Genomic DNA, 16943 nt, shown 5'->3' with positions numbered 1-16943 from the left:
CAACACATGCCGACCGGTCACATCCTCGTCGCCGACGACGACGCCGCGATCCGCACCGTCCTGAACCAGGCGCTCGCGCGAGCGGGCTATGAAGTCAGGACCACGGGCCAGGCTGCCACGCTCTGGACCTGGGCGGCCCAGGGACTGGGTGACCTGATCATCACCGACGTGGTCATGCCGGATGGCAACGCCTTCGACCTGCTGCCGCGGATCAAGCGCGTGCGGCCCGAATTGCCGATCATCGTGATGAGCGCGCAGAACACCTTCATGACGGCGATCAAGGCCTCCGAACGGGGGGCCTACGAGTATCTGCCGAAGCCCTTCGACCTGAAGGAGCTTGTCGCGATCGTCGGGCGCGCCATGTCGCGGCCGCGCGGCGAGGCGGTTCGCGGCCATGCGGCCGAGCCCGAGGATATCCCGCTGATCGGCCGCTCGCCGGCCATGCAGGACGTCTACCGCGCGCTCGCCCGCCTGATGCCGATCGACCTGACCGTGATGATCAACGGCGAGTTCTGGCACCGGCAAGGAGCTGGTGGCCCGCGCGCTGCATGATTACGGCAAGCGCAAGAACGGCCCCTTCGTCGCGATCAACATGGCGGCGATCCCGAAGGACCTGATCGAGTCAGAGCTGTTCGGCCATGAGAAGGGCGCCTTCACCGGGGCGCTGACGCGTTCGTCCGGCCGCTTCGAGCAGGCGGAGGGCGGCACGCTCTTCCTCGACGAGATCGGCGACATGCCGATGGAGGCGCAGACCCGCCTGCTGCGCGTGCTGCAGCAGGGCGAGTACACCACGGTCGGCGGGCGCACGCCGATCAAGACCAATGTCCGCATCGTCGCCGCGACCAACAAGGACCTGCGCATCTCGATCGCGCAGGGGCTGTTCCGCGAAGACCTGTTCTTCCGTTTGAACGTCGTGCCGATCCGCCTGCCGCCCTTGCGCGAGCGCATCGAGGATATTCCGGACCTCGTCCGCCATTTCTTCACGCTGGTCGAGAAGGAGGGGCTGCCGCGCAAGCAGGTCGATTCGGAAGCGATGGACGTGATGCGGCAATATCGCTGGCCGGGGAACGTCCGCGAGCTTGAGAATCTGGTCCGGCGCCTGGCGGCGCTCTATCCGCAGGAGACGATCACCGCGCCGATCATCGATGCCGAGCTCCAGCCGGCAGCGGTCGGGCCGGGCTTTATGAGCAGCAGCCCTGCCTCGCCCGAACGTGCGGAGACGCTGTCCGGCTCCGTCGAACGCCATCTCGGCCAGTATTTCGGCGGATTCGGCGACAATATCCCGCCGCCAGGCCTCTATCACCGCATCCTGCGCGAGATCGAGCCGCCCTTGATCGCTGCGGCGCTGGCCGCCACGCGCGGTAACCAGATCCGCGCTGCGGAGCTTCTCGGTCTCAACCGCAACACCCTGCGCAAGAAGATTCGCGAACTGGACATGCAGGTGATGCGCTCGCCACGTTGAAACGAGGCGCTTCTCGCCTTGTGAATGTCATATTTTGACAACACCGTTGCGGCGGCGCATCAGTGGCGCCCGCAGGCGTGATCGGTTCGCGATCCCTGCCCATATCGGAGTTGTCGGGAAACGTGTCCGCTTCTGTGAACGAAGCCAGAATGATGCCGCGCGGCGAGGAGAAATCCCGCCGCGTTTCGGGCTGGGTCGGCGGGATCGTCGTCGCGCTCGCGTTGATCTCGGCGCTGCTCACCTTCCTCGTGCTGTCGGGCGCGACGCCGATCGTGCCCGTGCACGAGGTCGTGGTCGGCGTGTTCGTGCTGAACGCGCTGCTGATCCTGGTGCTGATCGTCATTGTGGCCATCGAGGCTGCGGTGCTGATCCGCGCCCGCAAGGCGGGAGCGGCGGCGGCGGGCTTGCATGTCCGCATCGTCGGCCTGTTCAGCATCATCGCCGCCCTGCCGGCCGTGCTCGTCGCGATCATCGCCACCGTCACGATCGAGCGCGGGCTGGAGCCGTGGTTCTCGGACCGGATGCGCGATGCCGTCTTCAAGTCGGTCGAGGTCGCGGATGCCTATGCGGCCAGCCAATGCCGTTCGCTCGGCCGCGAAATCCGCGTGCTTGCCGACGATCTGAGCCGGGCCAAGCCTGCCTTCGACGTCGACCGCAAATGGTTCGAGAACTTCCTGACGACACGCGCGACGGCGCTCGGCCTGCCCGTCGCCGCGATCATGCAGCCGCCGGACAAGGTGGTCGTGCGCGCCAATATCAACGTGCTGCGCGATCCGCCCGTGCCCGATCAGGCGGCCTTCGACGATGCCAAGGCCGCGCCGGAGCCGATCTGCGTCATCCCACGCACGGGGACCGTCTTCGGCGCCGTGGTGAAGCTGCCCGCCTATGACAACAGCTACCTGCATGTGGCGCGCGAGGTCGATCCGCTCGCCGTCGAGTTCCCTTCGGTCGCGCGCGGCGCTGCCGTCGAGTATCTCTCGATCGACGCCCGCCGGAAGGGCGTGCAGATCGCCTTCGCCTCGATGTACGGGCTGATTGCGCTGATCCTGCTGCTCTCGGCGATCTGGCTGGGCCTGAGCTTCGCCAACGGGCTGGTCGCGCCGATCCGACGGATGATCGACGCGACCGATCAGGTGTCGAGCGGCAATTTCTACGTTCAGGTGCCGATCCGACGATCGGAGGGCGATCTCGCGCATCTCGGCGAGACCTTCAACAAGATGACGGCGGAGCTGCGCCGCCAGCGCGACAGCCTGGTCACGGCGAGCGAGGTCATCGACCGGCGCCGGCGCTTCACCGAGACGGTCCTGTCCGGTGTCTCCTCCGGCGTGCTCAGCCTCGACGGCGACGGGCATGTCACCACGATCAACCGCTCGGCCGAGAACCTGCTCGGCACCGGCGGGCGCCTGCTGGGCAAGCCGATCGGCGAGGTTGCGCCCGAGGTGGCGGGCTTCGTCACGGAAGCCCTGCAGAACCGGCAGCGCCAGAGCTCAGGACAGGTCGCGTTCACGCGCGCCGGCCAGGACCGGATGGTCAATATCCGCGCCGTGCGGGAAGGCGAGGGCACCGGGGCCGGCCTCGTCGTGACGCTCGACGACATCACCGATCTCGTCTCAGCCCAGCGCACCGCCGCCTGGGCCGATGTCGCCCGCCGCATCGCGCATGAGATCAAGAACCCGCTGACGCCGATCCAGCTCTCGGCCGAGCGCATCAAGCGCCGGTTCGGACGCGTCATCACCGAGGGCAAGGATGTCTTCGACCAGTGCACCGACACGATCGTGCGGCAGGTCGAGGACATCCGGCGCATGGTCGACGAATTCTCGTCCTTCGCCCGCATGCCGAAGCCCTCGCTCGCTCGCGAGGACATCGTCGAGACGGTCCGCCAGATCGTCTTCCTCTGGCGGGTGGGCAATCCCGAGACAACGATCGCGGAGTCATTGCCGGCGGAGACCGTTCAGGCGCGCTTCGACCGGCGCCTGATCTCGCAGGCGCTGACCAATGTCATCAAGAATGCGACCGAGGCGATCGAGGCCGTGCCGGCCGACGAACGCGGGCAGGGCCGTATCGACGTCCAGATGGCGCGGCTCGACGACGGCCGGATCGTCATCGACGTCATCGACAACGGCAAGGGCCTGCCGGCCGATCAGCGCCAGAAGCTGCTCGAACCCTATATGACGACACGCGAGGGCGGGACCGGCCTGGGGCTCGCCATCGTCGGCAAGATCCTGGAGGACCATGGCGGCGGCATCGAGCTGCTCGACCGCCCTGATGCCGCCAGCGGGGCACGAGGCGCGCGCATCCGCCTCTGGTTCCCCGAGACGGGCCCGGCGCAGGACAACGAGGGCGGCGATGCGGCCGCCCAGCCGGATAACGGCACGCGCAACACGGATGATTCGAAGAATGGGATACGCCTATGAGCGCTGACATCCTGGTAGTGGACGACGAAGTCGATATCCGCGATCTGGTCGCCGGCCTGCTGGAGGACGAGGGTTATCGGACCCGCAAGGCGGGCTCCGCCGACGAGGCGCTGGCGGCGATCGCATCGCGCCGGCCGAACCTCGTCTTCCTCGACATCTGGCTTCAGGGCAGCCGGCTCGACGGCCTGCAGGTGCTAGAGCTGATCAAGGAGAACCACCCCGATCTGGCGGTGGTGATGATCTCCGGCCACGGCAACATCGAGACAGCCGTCTCGGCGATCAAGAGCGGCGCCTATGACTTCATCGAGAAGCCATTCAAGGCCGACCGGCTGGTGCTGGTCGCGGAGCGCGCGCTCGAGGCGTCGCGGCTGCGCCGCGAGGTCCGCGAGCTCAAGACCCGCTCGGTCCAGGCCGACCGCATCGTCGGCCGCACCACGATCGTCAACCAGCTCCGCCAGACGATCGAGCGCGTCGCGCCGACCAATGCGCGCGTGCTGATCACCGGCGAGCCGGGCTGCGGCAAGGAACTGGCGGCGCGCACGCTGCACGAGGCCTCGACCCGTTCGAGCGGGCCCTTCGTCGTCATCAACGCGGCGACGATCACGCCGGAGACGATGGAGGAGGAGCTGTTCGGCGTCGAAGGCGGCGACGGGCGCTCGCGCCGGATCGGCGCGCTTGAGGAGGCCCATGGCGGCTCGCTCTATATCGACGAGATCGGCGATATGCCGCGCGAGACGCAGAACCGCATCCTGCGGGTGCTGGTCGACCAGAACTTCCAGCGCGTCGGCGGCGCGACCCGCGTCCATGTCGATGTCCGCGTCATCTCGTCGTCGAGCCGCGACCTGGCGCAGCTCATCGCCGACGGGCATTTCCGCGAGGACCTCTACCACCGCCTCAGCGTCGTGCCGATCAAGGTGCCGCCGCTGTCGGAGCGGCGCGAGGACGTGCCCGAGCTGATCGAGTTCTTCATGGAGCAGATCTCGATCGCGAGCGGGCTGCCCAAGCGCCAGATCGGCAGCGACGCCATGGCCGTGCTGCAGTCGCATGAATGGCCGGGCAACATCCGCGAGCTGCGCAACAATGTCGAACGCCTGATGATCCTGACCAAGGGCGATCCGACGGCCGAGGTGACGATCGAGATGCTGCCGGCCGAAGTCGGCGCGATGGTGCCGACGACGCCGTCCGGCTCCGGCGGCGAGCGACTCATGAGCCTGCCGCTGCGCGACGCGCGCGAGATCTTCGAGCGCGAATACCTGATCGCGCAGATCGCGCGCTTCTCCGGCAATATCTCGCGCACGGCCGAGTTCATCGGCATGGAACGCTCGGCGCTGCACCGGAAACTGAAGTCGCTCGGCGTCGGCTGAAGTCGCGCTGACATGCCATAGAACTCGATAGCACCCGCTTTGTCATTCCGGGTCCGGCCCCGGGGGCCGCCCCGGAGTGACAAGCGGTGAAGCTAGAATTTGGGGCGTCAGGCGCTCCACGCATGACCATTTGCACGCCACGCAGGCGGCATGCATCTAAAGTCGGCATTGCTGCACTTGCGCTGCGGGTGAAGACGACGATCTAATGGAGCATCGGTGTTCCGACGCTGGTGGAATGCGCCGCCGGCCTGAAACGGAACGAATTGGATCGCTGGATTTTAATCCGATCGGCGATCCCAACAACAGGGACTACCCATGGCCGCCGAGCGGGCACAGAATCTCCAGGACACTTTCCTTAACCATGTGCGCAAGCAGAAGATCCCGCTGACGATCTTCCTCGTCAACGGCGTGAAGCTGCAGGGCGTCGTCACCTGGTTCGACAATTTCTGCGTGCTGCTGCGCCGTGACGGCCACTCGCAGCTCGTCTACAAGCACGCGATCTCGACCATCATGCCCGGTCATCCGGTGCAGCTGTTCGAGCCCGAGGAAACGGACAAGAACTGATTTGGCTGCAAGCCACAAGGACGACAAGGATCGGGCGGCCACGCGTGTCACAGGCGCGAAGCCGCTCGACGAGATCGAACGCGAGATCGCGGCGAATACGCGCGCCTTCGTCGTGGGACCCTATCAGCAGAAGCGCGGCGTCGCCGTCGATGCCAACCAGCGTTCCTTCGCGGCGCGGCTGGACGAGGCCGTCGGCCTCGCGGCTGCGATCGACCTGACGGTCGTCGAGCCGGTCCAGGTTCTGCTGACCGCCTTGCGGCCAGCGACCTATCTCGGCAAGGGCAAGGTCGAGGAACTGGCCGAGCGCATCAAGATCGAGGAGATCAGTCTCGTCGTGATGGATTGCGCCCTGTCGCCGGTGCAGCAACGCAATCTCGAAAAGGCCTTCGGTTGCAAGGTCATCGACCGCACCGGGCTGATCCTCGAAATCTTCGGCAGGCGGGCGCGCACCAAAGAAGGCGCGCTGCAGGTCGAACTTGCGCATCTCAACTACCAGAAGAGCCGCTTGGTCCGGTCCTGGACCCATCTTGAGCGCCAACGCGGCGGCTTCGGCTTCCTCGGCGGCCCGGGCGAAACCCAGATCGAGGCCGACCGGCGTATCATCCAGGAGCGCATGACCAAGATCGAGCGCGATCTGGAGAGCGTGAAGCGCACGCGCTCGCTGCATCGCGCCAGTCGGAAACGCGTGCCTTATCCGATCGTTGCGCTGGTCGGTTACACCAATGCCGGCAAGTCGACGCTGTTCAACCGGCTGACCTCGGCCGAGGTGCTGGCGCAGGACATGCTCTTTGCCACGCTCGACCCGACGGCGCGCGCGATCAAGCTGCCGCATGGCGCCCGGATCATGCTGTCCGACACGGTCGGCTTCATCTCGGACCTGCCGACCCAGCTCGTCGCCGCCTTCCGCGCCACGCTGGAGGATGCGATCGAGGCCGACGTGCTGCTGCATGTCCGCGACGTCGCCCACGAGGACACGCAGGCCCAGGCCGCCGACGTGCAGGCGATCCTGCGCGATCTCGGCATCAATCCGGACGACGGCCAGCGCGTCATCGAGGTCTGGAACAAGGCCGACCTGCTCGACCCCGCCGAACGCGAGCGCCAGCTCGGCATCGCGACGCTCCGGCCGGACGGATCGCGCCCGGTCCTGGTCTCGGCGCTGACCGGAGAGGGCATCGAGCGCCTGACGCGGTCCATCGAGACCCGCATCGCGCATAGCCGCCCGGTCTATACGCTGGAGCTCCCGCCGGGAGACGGCAAGTCGCTGGCCTGGCTGCATGCCAATGGCGAGATCCTCCAGCGCGAGGACGGCGAAGACGGCGCGCTGAAGCTCGTCGTGCGCCTGCCGCTTGAGCGGGAAGGGGCGTTCACGGCGCGCTTTCCGGAGGCCGTGCGGCAGGGCTAGCCCTGCCGCGGCTAGCCAGCGGCCTTTTCCCGCTTCTTCACCGCCTGCCAGAGCGCTTCCATCTCGTCGAGGCTGGCATCCTTCGCGGTCCGGCCCTCGGTCTCCAGCGCGTCCTCGATCGCCTTGAACCGGCGTTCGAACTTGGTGTTGGCGGCGGCGAGGCAGCCTTCCGGGTCGGCATCGGCATGGCGGGCGAGATTGGCGACGACGAAGAGCAGGTCGCCGATCTCCTCATGGATCGCGGCCTTGTCGCCGCCGGCGAGCGCTTCGTCGATCTCGGCCGTCTCCTCGCGGATCTTGTCGAGTACGAGGCGGGCATCGTTCCAGTCGAAGCCGACGGTGGAAGCGCGCGCTTGCAATTTCCAGGCGCGGGTGAGGGCGGGCAACGTATGCGGCACGCCGGCGAGCACGCCGCGTTCCTCCGTTTGCGGCGGCAGGCCCGCGGCCTCGCGTGCCGCTGCCTTGGCGGCCTTCTCCTCGACCTTGATCCGGTGCCAGAGCACCTTCACCTCGGCCGGCGAGAGATCGCGCGCATCGCCGAAAACATGCGGATGCCGGCGGATCAGCTTGGTGGTGATCGCCTCGACCACGTCGGGGAAGGCGAAGGAGCCTTCCTCCTCGGCCATCCGGGCGTGGAACGCGACCTGCAACAAGAGGTCACCAAGCTCGTCCTTGAGGTCGAGCTTGTCGCCGCGGGCGATCGCATCGGCGACCTCATAGGCCTCCTCGACGGTGTAGGGCGCGACGGAGGCGAAATCCTGCTCCAGATCCCAGGGGCAGCCGGTGCCCGGCGTGCGCAGCGCGGCCATGATCTCGATCAGGCCGGCAATCTCGCGAGAAGGCTTCACCGCTGCAAGTCTCCGTGATGTCAGGCGGAGCATTGCGCGAAAAAGGGGGGAGCCGGTTTTTCGCTGAGGCAATGCGCGAAACTTTGATAATCCTCCTTCCATGATTCAAGCCACCCCGTCCATCGCGATCGACGAGAGCGAGATCGAGGAAAGTTTCGTGCGCGCCTCCGGTCCGGGCGGCCAGCACGTCAACAAGGTCTCGAGCGCGGTACAGATCCGCTTCGACGTGCGTCGTTCGCCGTCGCTGCCCAACGATGTCGCGATCCGCCTGATGAAGCTCGCCGGCAGCAAGCTGACGCAGGACGGCATCATCGTCATCGTCGCGCAGACGCATCGCAGCCAGAAGCGCAATCGCGAGGAGGCGGTGGAGCGCCTGCTTGAGCTGATCCGGGCCGCCGCCGTGCGTCCGCAAGTGAGGCGCGCGACGAAGCCGACAAAGGCCTCGAAGGAACGCCGGCTTGCCTCCAAGGAGAAGCGTTCCGGCGTCAAGGCCGGCCGGCAGAGACCGGCTTCCGACTAGCATGACAGAGGAAGGCGACAGGCGGGGGCAGGGTGCACGCCCCGCCCGCGCACCGCGGCGGCGGATTACGCCGGACTATCTCCAGCGCGCGGCGATGCATTACCTCGAACGCTATTCGGCGCCGGCCGCGCAATTGCGCCGGGTGCTGGCGCGCAAGATCGCCCTGAGCTGCCGCCATTACGGCGAAGATCCTGCAATGCACGCGGCTGCGCTCGATGATGTCGTCTCGCGCTGCATCAGCTCCGGACTGGTCGATGACCGGCGCTTCGCCGAGGCGCGGGCTGCGACGCTCAGGCGCCGTGGCCGCTCGGCGCGGGCCGTCGCCGCCTCGCTCGCCGCGAAGGGCGTGGGCCGCGAACTCGCGCAACAGGCCAGCAGTGCCGGTGACGAGGAGGAACTGGCCGCGGCGCGGAAAGCCGCGCGTCGCAAGCGGCTCGGCCCGTGGTCGCGCGCCGACCGGGCAGCGAGCCGGCAGAGGGATCTCGCAGCCTTGGCGCGGGCCGGATTCACGATCACGGTCGCCCGCGCCGTGATCGACGGCCCGGGCGATGAGGATACGAATGACGGCCCGCTGGCCTGACGGCGTGGCCCCGCGTCGCTTCAGGTCGGGATGCAACGCTGCTTATTAGCGTCCCATACCCCGTCCTGGCAGGGCACGGTCGCGAAGTCGGTGAGGAGGCCGACCGCCACCAGCGCGGCAAAAGCGGCCAACGCGACCGCCAAGCCGATGATGGCGAGCTTCATCATGCCAAGTCTGTCCCGCATCGGGACGCTGGTTCGGGTCTGCCCCGCAAGGGACGAGCGACCCTGGCTGCCCGTGTCACTCCAGCTTGACCTGCGCCTCCTTGACGACGTTGCCCCAGCGCTCGACCTCGGCGGTTACGAACTTGCCGAAGTCTTCGCCGGCCAGGGTCGGCATCGGCGAGCCGCTTTTCTTCCAGACGGCCTCGATCGCCGGCATCTTGAGCGCCTTCTGCACCTCGTCACGCATCCGGGTCACGATCTCGGCAGGCGTGCCCTTCGGTGCCCAGAGCGCATACCAGGTCGAGACTTCGTAGCCGTCGAGGCCGGCCTCCTTGGCCGTGGGCACGTCGGGCACAGCCTCCGAGCGCGTGGCAGCGGCGACGGCCAGCGCCCGCAAGGCTCCGCTCTGGATCTGGGCGGCCGAGGAGCCGAGACCGTCGAACAGCAGATCGACCTGGCCGGCGACCGTGTCCTGCAAGGCAGGGCCGGCGCCACGATAGGGCACATGGGTCAGCTTGGTCTTGGTCGAGATCTGGAAGAGCTCGCCGGCGAGATGATGCGTGGTGCCGTTGCCGGCCGAGGCGTAGTTCAGCTTCTCCGGGTTCTTCCTGGCGAAATCGACCAGCTCCGCCACCGTCTTGGCCTGGACCTTGCCGGGGTGCACGACGATGACCTGCGGCGGCTGGGCGATGACCGCGATCGGGATGAAATCGGTCCGGATGTTGTAGTCGAGCTTTGGATAGAGCGCCGGCGCGATGGCGTGGTGCGCCGCTCCGACGAAGAAGGTGTAGCCGTCCGGCTTGGCCTTGGCGGCAGCCGATGCGCCGACCGTTCCGCCGGCGCCGCCGCGATTCTCGATGATGATGCGCTGGCCAAGCTGCTGGTCGAGCTGGGCGGCAAGAGGTCTGGCGAAGGTGTCGGTGCCACCGCCGGCTGGGAAGGGCACGATGAAGGTGATCGGCCGCTGCGGCCAGGTTTCGGCCCATGCCGGTGCTGCCGCGAGCAACGCGAAGGCGGCGGTCGCGAGGATCAGGTCTCGTTTCGTCGTCATTGTGGATGCTTCTCCCTTGAGGCGGCGCTTATCGGCCCCTGCCTTCGTCGCGGGCAGGGTTCAGGAGCACAGGAAGGGAAGCCGGTCGTGCCGCGGGGCTGGGGGGTGCCGAAAGCGGCCGATGCAACCCGAATGCGTAGTGAGATCCCTCGGCCCATGTCGGGGCCGAGGGCAGTTTCCGAACGGGGCTGAAGACTGACAGCCTCCGCAAGCATGCGGCGATCAGCTGCGGTACCAGCTCGCCAGGTTCCAGGTCGTGACCTCCCAGCCCGAGATGTCGGGCGTCAGGTTGTTGGCGGAAGCGCCGACAACCGTGCGCGACAGGACCGGGAGGATGACGTTGGCCTCGCAGAAGATCTCGTTGACCTTGATCAGGTACGCGGCGCGCTTGACGGGGTCGAGCTCCTTCTGGGCGGCCTTGTAGGCCTCGTCGGCAGCCGGGTCGGACCAGCGCGAGACGTTGCGGCCCAGCCACTTGTTCTCCTTGCTGGCGATCTCCCAGGAGACGAGCTGATTGAGAAAGCGCTCCGGATCGGGCTGCGGCTGCGTCGTGGTATACATCTCCATGTCGCAGTACAGCTTGGTGTAGGTGTCGGGATTGGCGACATCGGACGAGAAATACACCGAGGCCGTCACCGACTTCAGCTCGAGTTCGATGCCGGCGCGCTGGCAGGCCTGCTTGATGATGGCCTGGGTCTTCTGGCGCGGGGCATTGATCGAGGTCTGGAAGACGTATTTGAGCTTCTTGCCGTCCTTCTCGCGGATGCCGTCGGCGCCCTTCTTCCAGCCGGCTTCGTCGAGGATCTTGTTGGCCTTGTCGATGTTGAACTCATATTTGAGCTTGGTCGACTTGAATTGCTTGGGCTCGTTGACGAAGCTTGCGGTGGCGACGCCGCCGCGGCCGTAGATGAACTTCTCGATCGAGTCACGGTCGATCAGCAGGTTCATCGCCTGGCGCACGGCCGGGTCGCTGAGCGAGGGATGCTTGGTCTTGACGCTCGAACGCTCGCCATCGACCTCGGTCCACGGATCGGTCGTGTTCAGGATGATGAACTCGACGTCGCCGCCGTTCACCGCCACGACCTTGCCGCGGCCGCCGGCTTCCATGCGCTTGAGGACTTCGTCTTCGACCTGCAGGTTCCAGGCATAGTCGAATTCGCCGGTCTGGAGCACGGCGCGCGCCGCCGAGACCGCGTCACCGCCGCCCTTGACCTCGAGCGTGTCGAACTGCGGCTTGTTCTTGACGTGGTAGTCCTCGTTGCGCGCGCCGAGCAAGATGTCGCCCGGCTTGAAGTCGACGAACTTGTAGGGGCCGGTGCCGACCGGCTTCAGGTTGGCCGGCGCCTCGCGCGACTTCGCGCCCTTGTACTCGCCGAAATGGTGCTTGGGGATGATCATGCCGGCGACGCCGACGAAGGGATCGGCCCAGAACGGGGTCGCTTCCTTGAAGATCACCTTGATCGTGTGGCTGTCGATCTTCTCGACCTTGATATTGGCATAGGAGCCGGTGGTGTAGGCCGCCGTCGCCGGGTCGGCTGCATATTCCCAGGTGAAGACCGCGTCATCGGCCGTGAACGGCTTGCCGTCATGCCATTTCACGCCCTGCTTCAGCTTCCAGGTCACTTCCTTGCCGTCGGCGGAGAGGCCGCCATTGGCCTTGCTCGGGATTTCCGCGGCGAGCTGCGGGATGAGATTGCCTTCCTTGTCCCAGCCGGCGAGCGGCTCGAAGAAGATCCGCGAGGCGATCTGGTCCTTGGTGCCCGCGGCGAAATGCGGGTTGAGCAGGGTCGGGGCCTGCCAGAGCAGGATCTTGAGCGGCCCGCCGCCGCCGGCCTTGGTCGGCTTGTAGGTGTCGGCTGGCTGGGCCATCGCGACGTCGTTCCAGGCGAGAATCTGCGTCGCCATCGGCGCCGTGATTCCGACGGCCGCCATTCTCTGGATGAAGGATCGTCGCGACAGCGAACCGTCCTTCACACCCGCGACCAAGCCGCGGATTTCCTCTTCCTTCATGGGTTCCCTCCACCTTTTCAGCCATTGGTGCCCCGGCATTCGACGCCGTGTTTTTGTTGGCGCGCCAGCAATGCATGGCCGGGGGCGGGCGTCCAGTCGGCGAATGGGCGGAGCATGCCGGCAATGCCGCCCATGCGTATCGTGGCCGGGACGCGCGGTACCCGACGATGCGCGGCGCAGCGCGTTGCCGCCGCGAAGACACGATCCCACACGGAAAACGGCGGGATGAGCGCAATTTTACGCTCTGGGTTGAATGCAATTTGAGGGGTCTGGCTCGATTGTCTTCCCGCGAGCATGTGGCTGCGGGGTTTTATGTTCACGCGATACGTTACGTTCATCTTCCTGGTTGGCTTGAGCGCGCTTTTCTTCACCAGCGGCCGTTCGGCCCCGATGGGGACATTCCGGAACGCGCCGCCCCACAGCGCAACGGCAGCGGAGCAGGCAACGGCACCGACATGAGCTTCGAGGCGCCGGCTGCAGCCGGCGATTAGAGCTTCCCGGGGCCGCGCTATCGCTTCGTTCGCAGGACGTGGCGGCTGTCGGTCGGCTGCACCAGAACGCGCTCCGGGCGGCACTGTCGATCCGATAGGCATGAGACGCCGCGAGCAATCCGCTGGCAGATCGCGGCGGAGACCCCGCGGGCGTCAACAATCCGGCTAGCGAACGCTAGGCCATGAACCCACGATAGGCGTCGACCATATCGTCCACGGCAGCTGCAAAAAGCCTCTCGCCGTGCTGCGGAGTCGATAGCGTCGGATCAGAACCAATCCGGCCATCAGGGTAGCGCTTGCGATAGTCGAAGCAGTCGAAGAACGATGAGCTGGCCGGTGCGACCTTGGGCGACATCTGGGCGTGCTTGATCGCTTCCGGGTGGTAGAACTGAGCCAGCGAGACCTCAGCCGCGGTCGCGTGCGAGCCGTTCACGCCGGGATAGAGTTCCTCGGCAATGCCGCTTGCCCGTTCGCCGTTGGACCACATCACCATCCGGCAGCGTATCGGTGAAGGTGCGCCATTCGGCTGAAGCGACAGCGATGCGTAGACCTCGTCGAAGGCAGCTGTCACGGTCGCGATATTGCCTCCGTGCCCGTTGATGAAGAAGAACCGCTCGAATCCATTGCGGGCCAGCGAGCGCACGATGTCCCCCACCATTGCGATCATGGTTGATGGACGCAGTGTGACCGACCCGGCGAAGCCCAGATGATGCTGCGACATGCCATAGGCGAGCGTGGGCGCGACCATCGCACCGATCTTGTCGCCGACGCCCTTGGCAATGAATTCGGCGTCGAGATGATCCGTTCCGATCAGGCCGTTGGGCCCGTGCTGCTCTGTGGAGCCGACCGGCACGATGATGCCGCGTGAGGTTTGGAGATATTCCTCGACCTCATGCCAGGTAACGAGCGCAAGCTGCATGACACAATGTCTCCAAACGCGCCCCGCGCAATGCCAGGGCCAGTCCGCCGATGAGTTCGAAGCTTAGGATGCGCGGGTTGGGGGTCAACAGCTCCTATTCGCCGGACGGCTATGCGGAGAGCATGAAGGGAGGCTCGAACGCCGAACCTGGGCGCAGCGTGCCATCTTCCACTTGCAAATCGACGCACCGACCGGCATTGAACGCTCGCCGGAAGGGTGGCCGAGTGGTTTAAGGCAGCGGTCTTGAAAACCGCCGTGGGTGCAAGCCCACCGTGGGTTCGAATCCCACCCCTTCCGCCATTCTTTGCGTTGCGCGATGCCGCCCACCAATCCATCGCGCGGGCTCCGCGTTCGAACTTACGTTCGCACCCTTCCGCCATTTTTTCGCTGCGCGCAGCCGCCGCACCAGCCCCGCGGCGCGAGGAGGCGAGGGCTTCGTCGCCATGCATGGAGCGCCCGGTCGAGCGGGTGCTGAGCATTGTTCGATGTCACCTGAACCGTGTCCTGACGGCCACGCTGCACAGAAAAATGGCTTGGGCGATCGCCCCGGCGTTGACATGCGCCCCATTTCGAACACTCCTGTGGCCGCCCAACGGCGCAGGGATGGCCTGTTCAGTGGTCCGCTTTCCAGCGGATTTTAGCGGCTTAACGATCCCTTAATGGAATTGGCCGAAAACTCGGTTCCGCTGCCTATGGCGGCGAGCCGACAGAATTTTTTTGGCGCAGAAGCGGAATTGGCGGAATGACTCAAGACGCTCGCTTTTCGGCCCGAGAGACCGCTTCCACGATGTCCGGACCGATGCCTGCGTCTTCCTCCATACCGACCGTCGCGCGCATGGGCTGCGTCATCCTTGTCGGGCTGTTCGCCGCCAACTGTGCCGGCAACCAGGTCGCCGGGCGCCGCTCCAAGGAAATCGGCGCGTTCCCGCAATCGAAATACGGCGCCGCCAGCCAGCGCGTCGTGGCCGAGGGCGAAGAGGTGCCCAAGGGCGGCGGACGCCAGCTCGTCGGCAAGGCCTATTCCGTGGCCGGCAAGCGCTATACCCCGTTCGAAAAGCCGGTCGGCTTCACGCAGGTCGGTCTGGCCTCCTGGTATGGCGAGGCCTTTCATGGCCGGCGTACCGCCAATGGCGAGGTCTATGACCGCTACAGCGTCTCCGCCGCGCATCCGACCATGCCGCTGCCGGCCTATGCCCGCGTAACCAATCTGCTGAACAGCCGCTCGATCATCGTGCGCGTCAACGATCGCGGCCCCTTCCATGGCGGCCGCATGATGGACCTCTCGCAGACGACGGCCGACGCGCTGGCCTTCCGCCATCTCGGCACGGCGCGGATCAAGATGGAATATCTCGGCCAGGCCTCGCTGGCCGGCTCCGACGACAAGCTGCTGCTCGCCACCCTGCGCACCGATGGTTCGCCCGCGCCGATTCCGGGCACGAGCGCCCGGACGATGGTCGCCAGCGCCGAGCCGGTCGCCACTACGCGCACGCGCAACGTCGATCTCGACGCCCAGCCGGCCGCCGAGCCGGAGCCCGCTCCCGTCGTAACTCCGGTCGTGCAGGCCTATGCTCCCGCGCAGCCGAGGACGATCACGCCCTCGACCCCGGTCGTCGCGACCCTAGCCTCGACCGTCTCGACGCCTGTCGAAGGGCCGTCGCTGCGCGCGGCTCCGCTGCCACCGAACCGGCCGTTCGATCTCGACACCATTGCCAACGCGGCGAAGCCCGTTTCGGTTCCTGCCACCGCTCTGCGTACGACGTTGCCGCCGATGCGTGCCAGCCTGTTCGCCGCGCCGGATAAGGGCGCGGGCGAGCGCCTCGCCAAGACCCATCCGCTCAGCAAGCTCGCGCCGCAGACCCTGCAGCCGCTCGCGCGGAACTGATCTCCAGCTTGACCTGATGGCTGGCGCTCTGCTTCACATCGAGGCATGAGCGCTTTTTGCCGTTTTTCGGGAATTGCGGTGCCGCTGCTGGCGGCGCGTCGGGTGGTTGCGGGCCTCGTTCTGGGCCTTGCGCTTCTCGCGCCCGGCGCCGCCGCTCAGGCCCAGAACTTCCAGTCGCAGGCCCCTTTCGCCGTCCTGCTCGATTCCGATACCGGGGCGGTGCTCTACGAGAAGGCAGCCGACGAATTGATGGTGCCGGCGAGCATGGCCAAGCTCGCGACCGTGCTCGTCGCCTTCCAGGATATCGCGGCCGGCAAGCTGACGCTCGACAGCGAGATCGGCATTTCCGAGAACGCCTGGCGCAAGGGCGGGGGGCCCTCCGGCGGCTCGGCGATGTTCGCGATCCTCAACAGCCGGATCAAGCTCTCCGATATCCTGCAGGGCATCATCGTCCAGTCCGGAAACGATGCTTCGATCGCGCTGGCCGAGGCCATCGCCGGCGACGAGCCGACCTTCGGGCGGATCATGACGGAGCGGGCGAGGGGGGTCGGCCTGACGAAATCGGTTTTCCGCAACGCGACCGGCATGCCGGACCCGCAGCAGCGGGTGACCGCGCGCGAACTCGCCCTGCTCGCCGACCACATCATCAAGACCTATCCCGAGCTCTACAAGATCTTCGGCCAGCGCGAATTCACCTGGAACAAGATCCGCCAGCAGAACCGCAATCCGCTCCTGACGATGGATATCGGCGCGGACGGGCTGAAGACCGGCAATATCGACGAGTCCGGCTTCGGCCTCGTCGGCTCCGCCGTGCAGAACGGCCAGCGGCTCGTGATGGTCGTGAACGGCCTCAAGACCGCGCGCGACCGGGCGACGGAAGCGCGCAAGCTGCTGGAATGGGGCTTTCGCGCCTTCGAGAAGCGCCAGCTCTTCGCGGCCGGCGAGACGGTGGGCGAGGCCAGCGTCTATGGCGGCGAGAAAGGCCGCGTCGCGCTCAGGAGCAAGGGCACTGTGAGCCTGCTGCTGCCGCGCGGCAGCACCGAGCGCCTCGCGGCCCGGATCGTCTACCGCGGCCCGCTGGCCGTGCCCGTTCAGGAGGGCGCGGAGGTGGCGCGGCTCGTGGTGACGCGCGGCGACATCAAGACGCTGGACATTCCGCTCTATGCGGCCGAGAGCGTGCAGGCCGGGACCTTGCAGAGCCGGGCGCTGGATGCGCTGTTCGAAGCCACGACAAGCTGGGTTCGCAAGGCGCTGAGCCGGAGCTGAACAGGC

14 protein-coding genes, 1 tRNA gene and 1 pseudogene are annotated in these 16943 nt (G+C 66.6%); 10 read left to right on the top strand and 6 right to left on the bottom strand.

Annotated features, from left to right (window positions below; all coding sequences use genetic code 11):
* Window positions 1-6: 6 nt before the first annotated feature.
* From ntrC to hflX, 5 genes and pseudogenes are all read left to right on the top strand, one after another.
* Window positions 7-1462, top strand: a pseudogene (gene ntrC, locus ACFJGT_RS10335) (nitrogen regulation protein NR(I)).
* A 149-nt stretch (window positions 1463-1611) separates the two neighbouring features.
* The gene (locus ACFJGT_RS10330; protein ID WP_377848430.1) at window positions 1612-3876 is read left to right on the top strand and encodes an ATP-binding protein; all 2265 of its coding nucleotides are present in this window, start codon (window positions 1612-1614) and stop codon (window positions 3874-3876) included.
* On the top strand, window positions 3873-5240 hold the full coding sequence (locus ACFJGT_RS10325; RefSeq protein WP_377848429.1) for a sigma-54-dependent transcriptional regulator: 1368 nt from the start codon (window positions 3873-3875) through the stop codon (window positions 5238-5240). Before ACFJGT_RS10330 ends, ACFJGT_RS10325 begins: the two co-directional genes overlap by 4 nt.
* A 315-nt stretch (window positions 5241-5555) precedes the next feature.
* Window positions 5556-5804 carry an RNA chaperone Hfq gene (hfq, locus tag ACFJGT_RS10320; RefSeq protein WP_038365847.1) on the top strand — a complete coding sequence of 83 codons (249 nt, stop codon included), beginning with the start codon at window positions 5556-5558 and terminating at the stop codon, window positions 5802-5804.
* Between the two features lie 73 nt (window positions 5805-5877).
* Window positions 5878-7206 carry a GTPase HflX gene (hflX, locus tag ACFJGT_RS10315; RefSeq protein ID WP_377848960.1) on the top strand — a complete coding sequence of 443 codons (1329 nt, stop codon included), beginning with the start codon at window positions 5878-5880 and terminating at the stop codon, window positions 7204-7206.
* Between the two features lie 11 nt (window positions 7207-7217).
* Here hflX and mazG read toward each other — a convergent pair whose 3' ends face one another.
* Complete coding sequence (mazG, locus tag ACFJGT_RS10310; protein ID WP_377848428.1) at window positions 7218-8054, bottom strand: nucleoside triphosphate pyrophosphohydrolase; 837 nt, start codon at window positions 8052-8054, stop codon at window positions 7218-7220.
* 100 nt (window positions 8055-8154) lie between these two features.
* On the opposite strand from mazG, the gene arfB reads away from it, so the two are divergent.
* Both arfB and ACFJGT_RS10300 read left to right on the top strand, forming a co-directional pair.
* Window positions 8155-8574, top strand: coding sequence for an alternative ribosome rescue aminoacyl-tRNA hydrolase ArfB (gene arfB, locus ACFJGT_RS10305; protein WP_377848427.1), 420 nt, complete (start codon window positions 8155-8157; stop codon window positions 8572-8574).
* A gap of 1 nt (window position 8575) precedes the next feature.
* Window positions 8576-9154, top strand: coding sequence for a regulatory protein RecX (locus ACFJGT_RS10300; RefSeq protein WP_377848426.1), 579 nt, complete (start codon window positions 8576-8578; stop codon window positions 9152-9154).
* Between the two features lie 20 nt (window positions 9155-9174).
* On the opposite strand, the gene ACFJGT_RS10295 is transcribed toward ACFJGT_RS10300, so the two are convergent.
* From ACFJGT_RS10295 to ACFJGT_RS10275, 5 genes are all read right to left on the bottom strand, one after another.
* Window positions 9175-9321, bottom strand: a complete 147-nt coding sequence (locus ACFJGT_RS10295) for a hypothetical protein (RefSeq protein ID WP_377848425.1) — start codon at window positions 9319-9321, stop codon at window positions 9175-9177.
* A gap of 73 nt (window positions 9322-9394) precedes the next feature.
* A complete protein-coding gene (locus ACFJGT_RS10290; RefSeq protein WP_377848424.1) occupies window positions 9395-10369 on the bottom strand; it encodes a Bug family tripartite tricarboxylate transporter substrate binding protein in 975 nt (324 codons plus the stop codon).
* Window positions 10370-10591: 222 nt separating this feature from the next.
* Window positions 10592-12379 (bottom strand): peptide ABC transporter substrate-binding protein, encoded by a 1788-nt coding sequence (locus ACFJGT_RS10285; RefSeq protein WP_377848423.1) that lies wholly within the window; start codon window positions 12377-12379, stop codon window positions 10592-10594.
* A 17-nt stretch (window positions 12380-12396) separates the two neighbouring features.
* Entirely contained in the window at window positions 12397-12750 is a 354-nt protein-coding gene (locus ACFJGT_RS10280) for a hypothetical protein (protein WP_377848422.1), read from the bottom strand.
* Window positions 12751-13045: 295 nt separating this feature from the next.
* Window positions 13046-13789: a creatininase family protein gene (locus ACFJGT_RS10275; RefSeq protein WP_377848421.1), complete on the bottom strand. Its 744-nt coding sequence runs from the start codon at window positions 13787-13789 to the stop codon at window positions 13046-13048.
* A gap of 210 nt (window positions 13790-13999) precedes the next feature.
* On the opposite strand from ACFJGT_RS10275, the gene ACFJGT_RS10270 reads away from it, so the two are divergent.
* The 3 genes from ACFJGT_RS10270 to ACFJGT_RS10260 all read left to right on the top strand — a co-directional run bounded on the left by ACFJGT_RS10270 (window position 14000) and on the right by ACFJGT_RS10260 (window position 16937).
* A tRNA-Ser gene (locus tag ACFJGT_RS10270) sits at window positions 14000-14089 on the top strand.
* Between the two features lie 499 nt (window positions 14090-14588).
* Entirely contained in the window at window positions 14589-15671 is a 1083-nt protein-coding gene (locus ACFJGT_RS10265) for a septal ring lytic transglycosylase RlpA family protein (protein WP_377848420.1), read from the top strand.
* Between the two features lie 45 nt (window positions 15672-15716).
* Window positions 15717-16937, top strand: coding sequence for a D-alanyl-D-alanine carboxypeptidase family protein (locus ACFJGT_RS10260; RefSeq protein WP_377848419.1), 1221 nt, complete (start codon window positions 15717-15719; stop codon window positions 16935-16937).
* Window positions 16938-16943 lie beyond the last annotated feature (6 nt).

The sequence above is a fragment of the Allobosea sp. UC22_33 genome (assembly GCF_042700715.1).
Lineage (GTDB): Bacteria > Pseudomonadota > Alphaproteobacteria > Rhizobiales > Beijerinckiaceae > Allobosea.
Note: the sequence above shows the minus strand (reverse complement) of the source record. Positions and strands in the feature narration are given on the sequence as shown.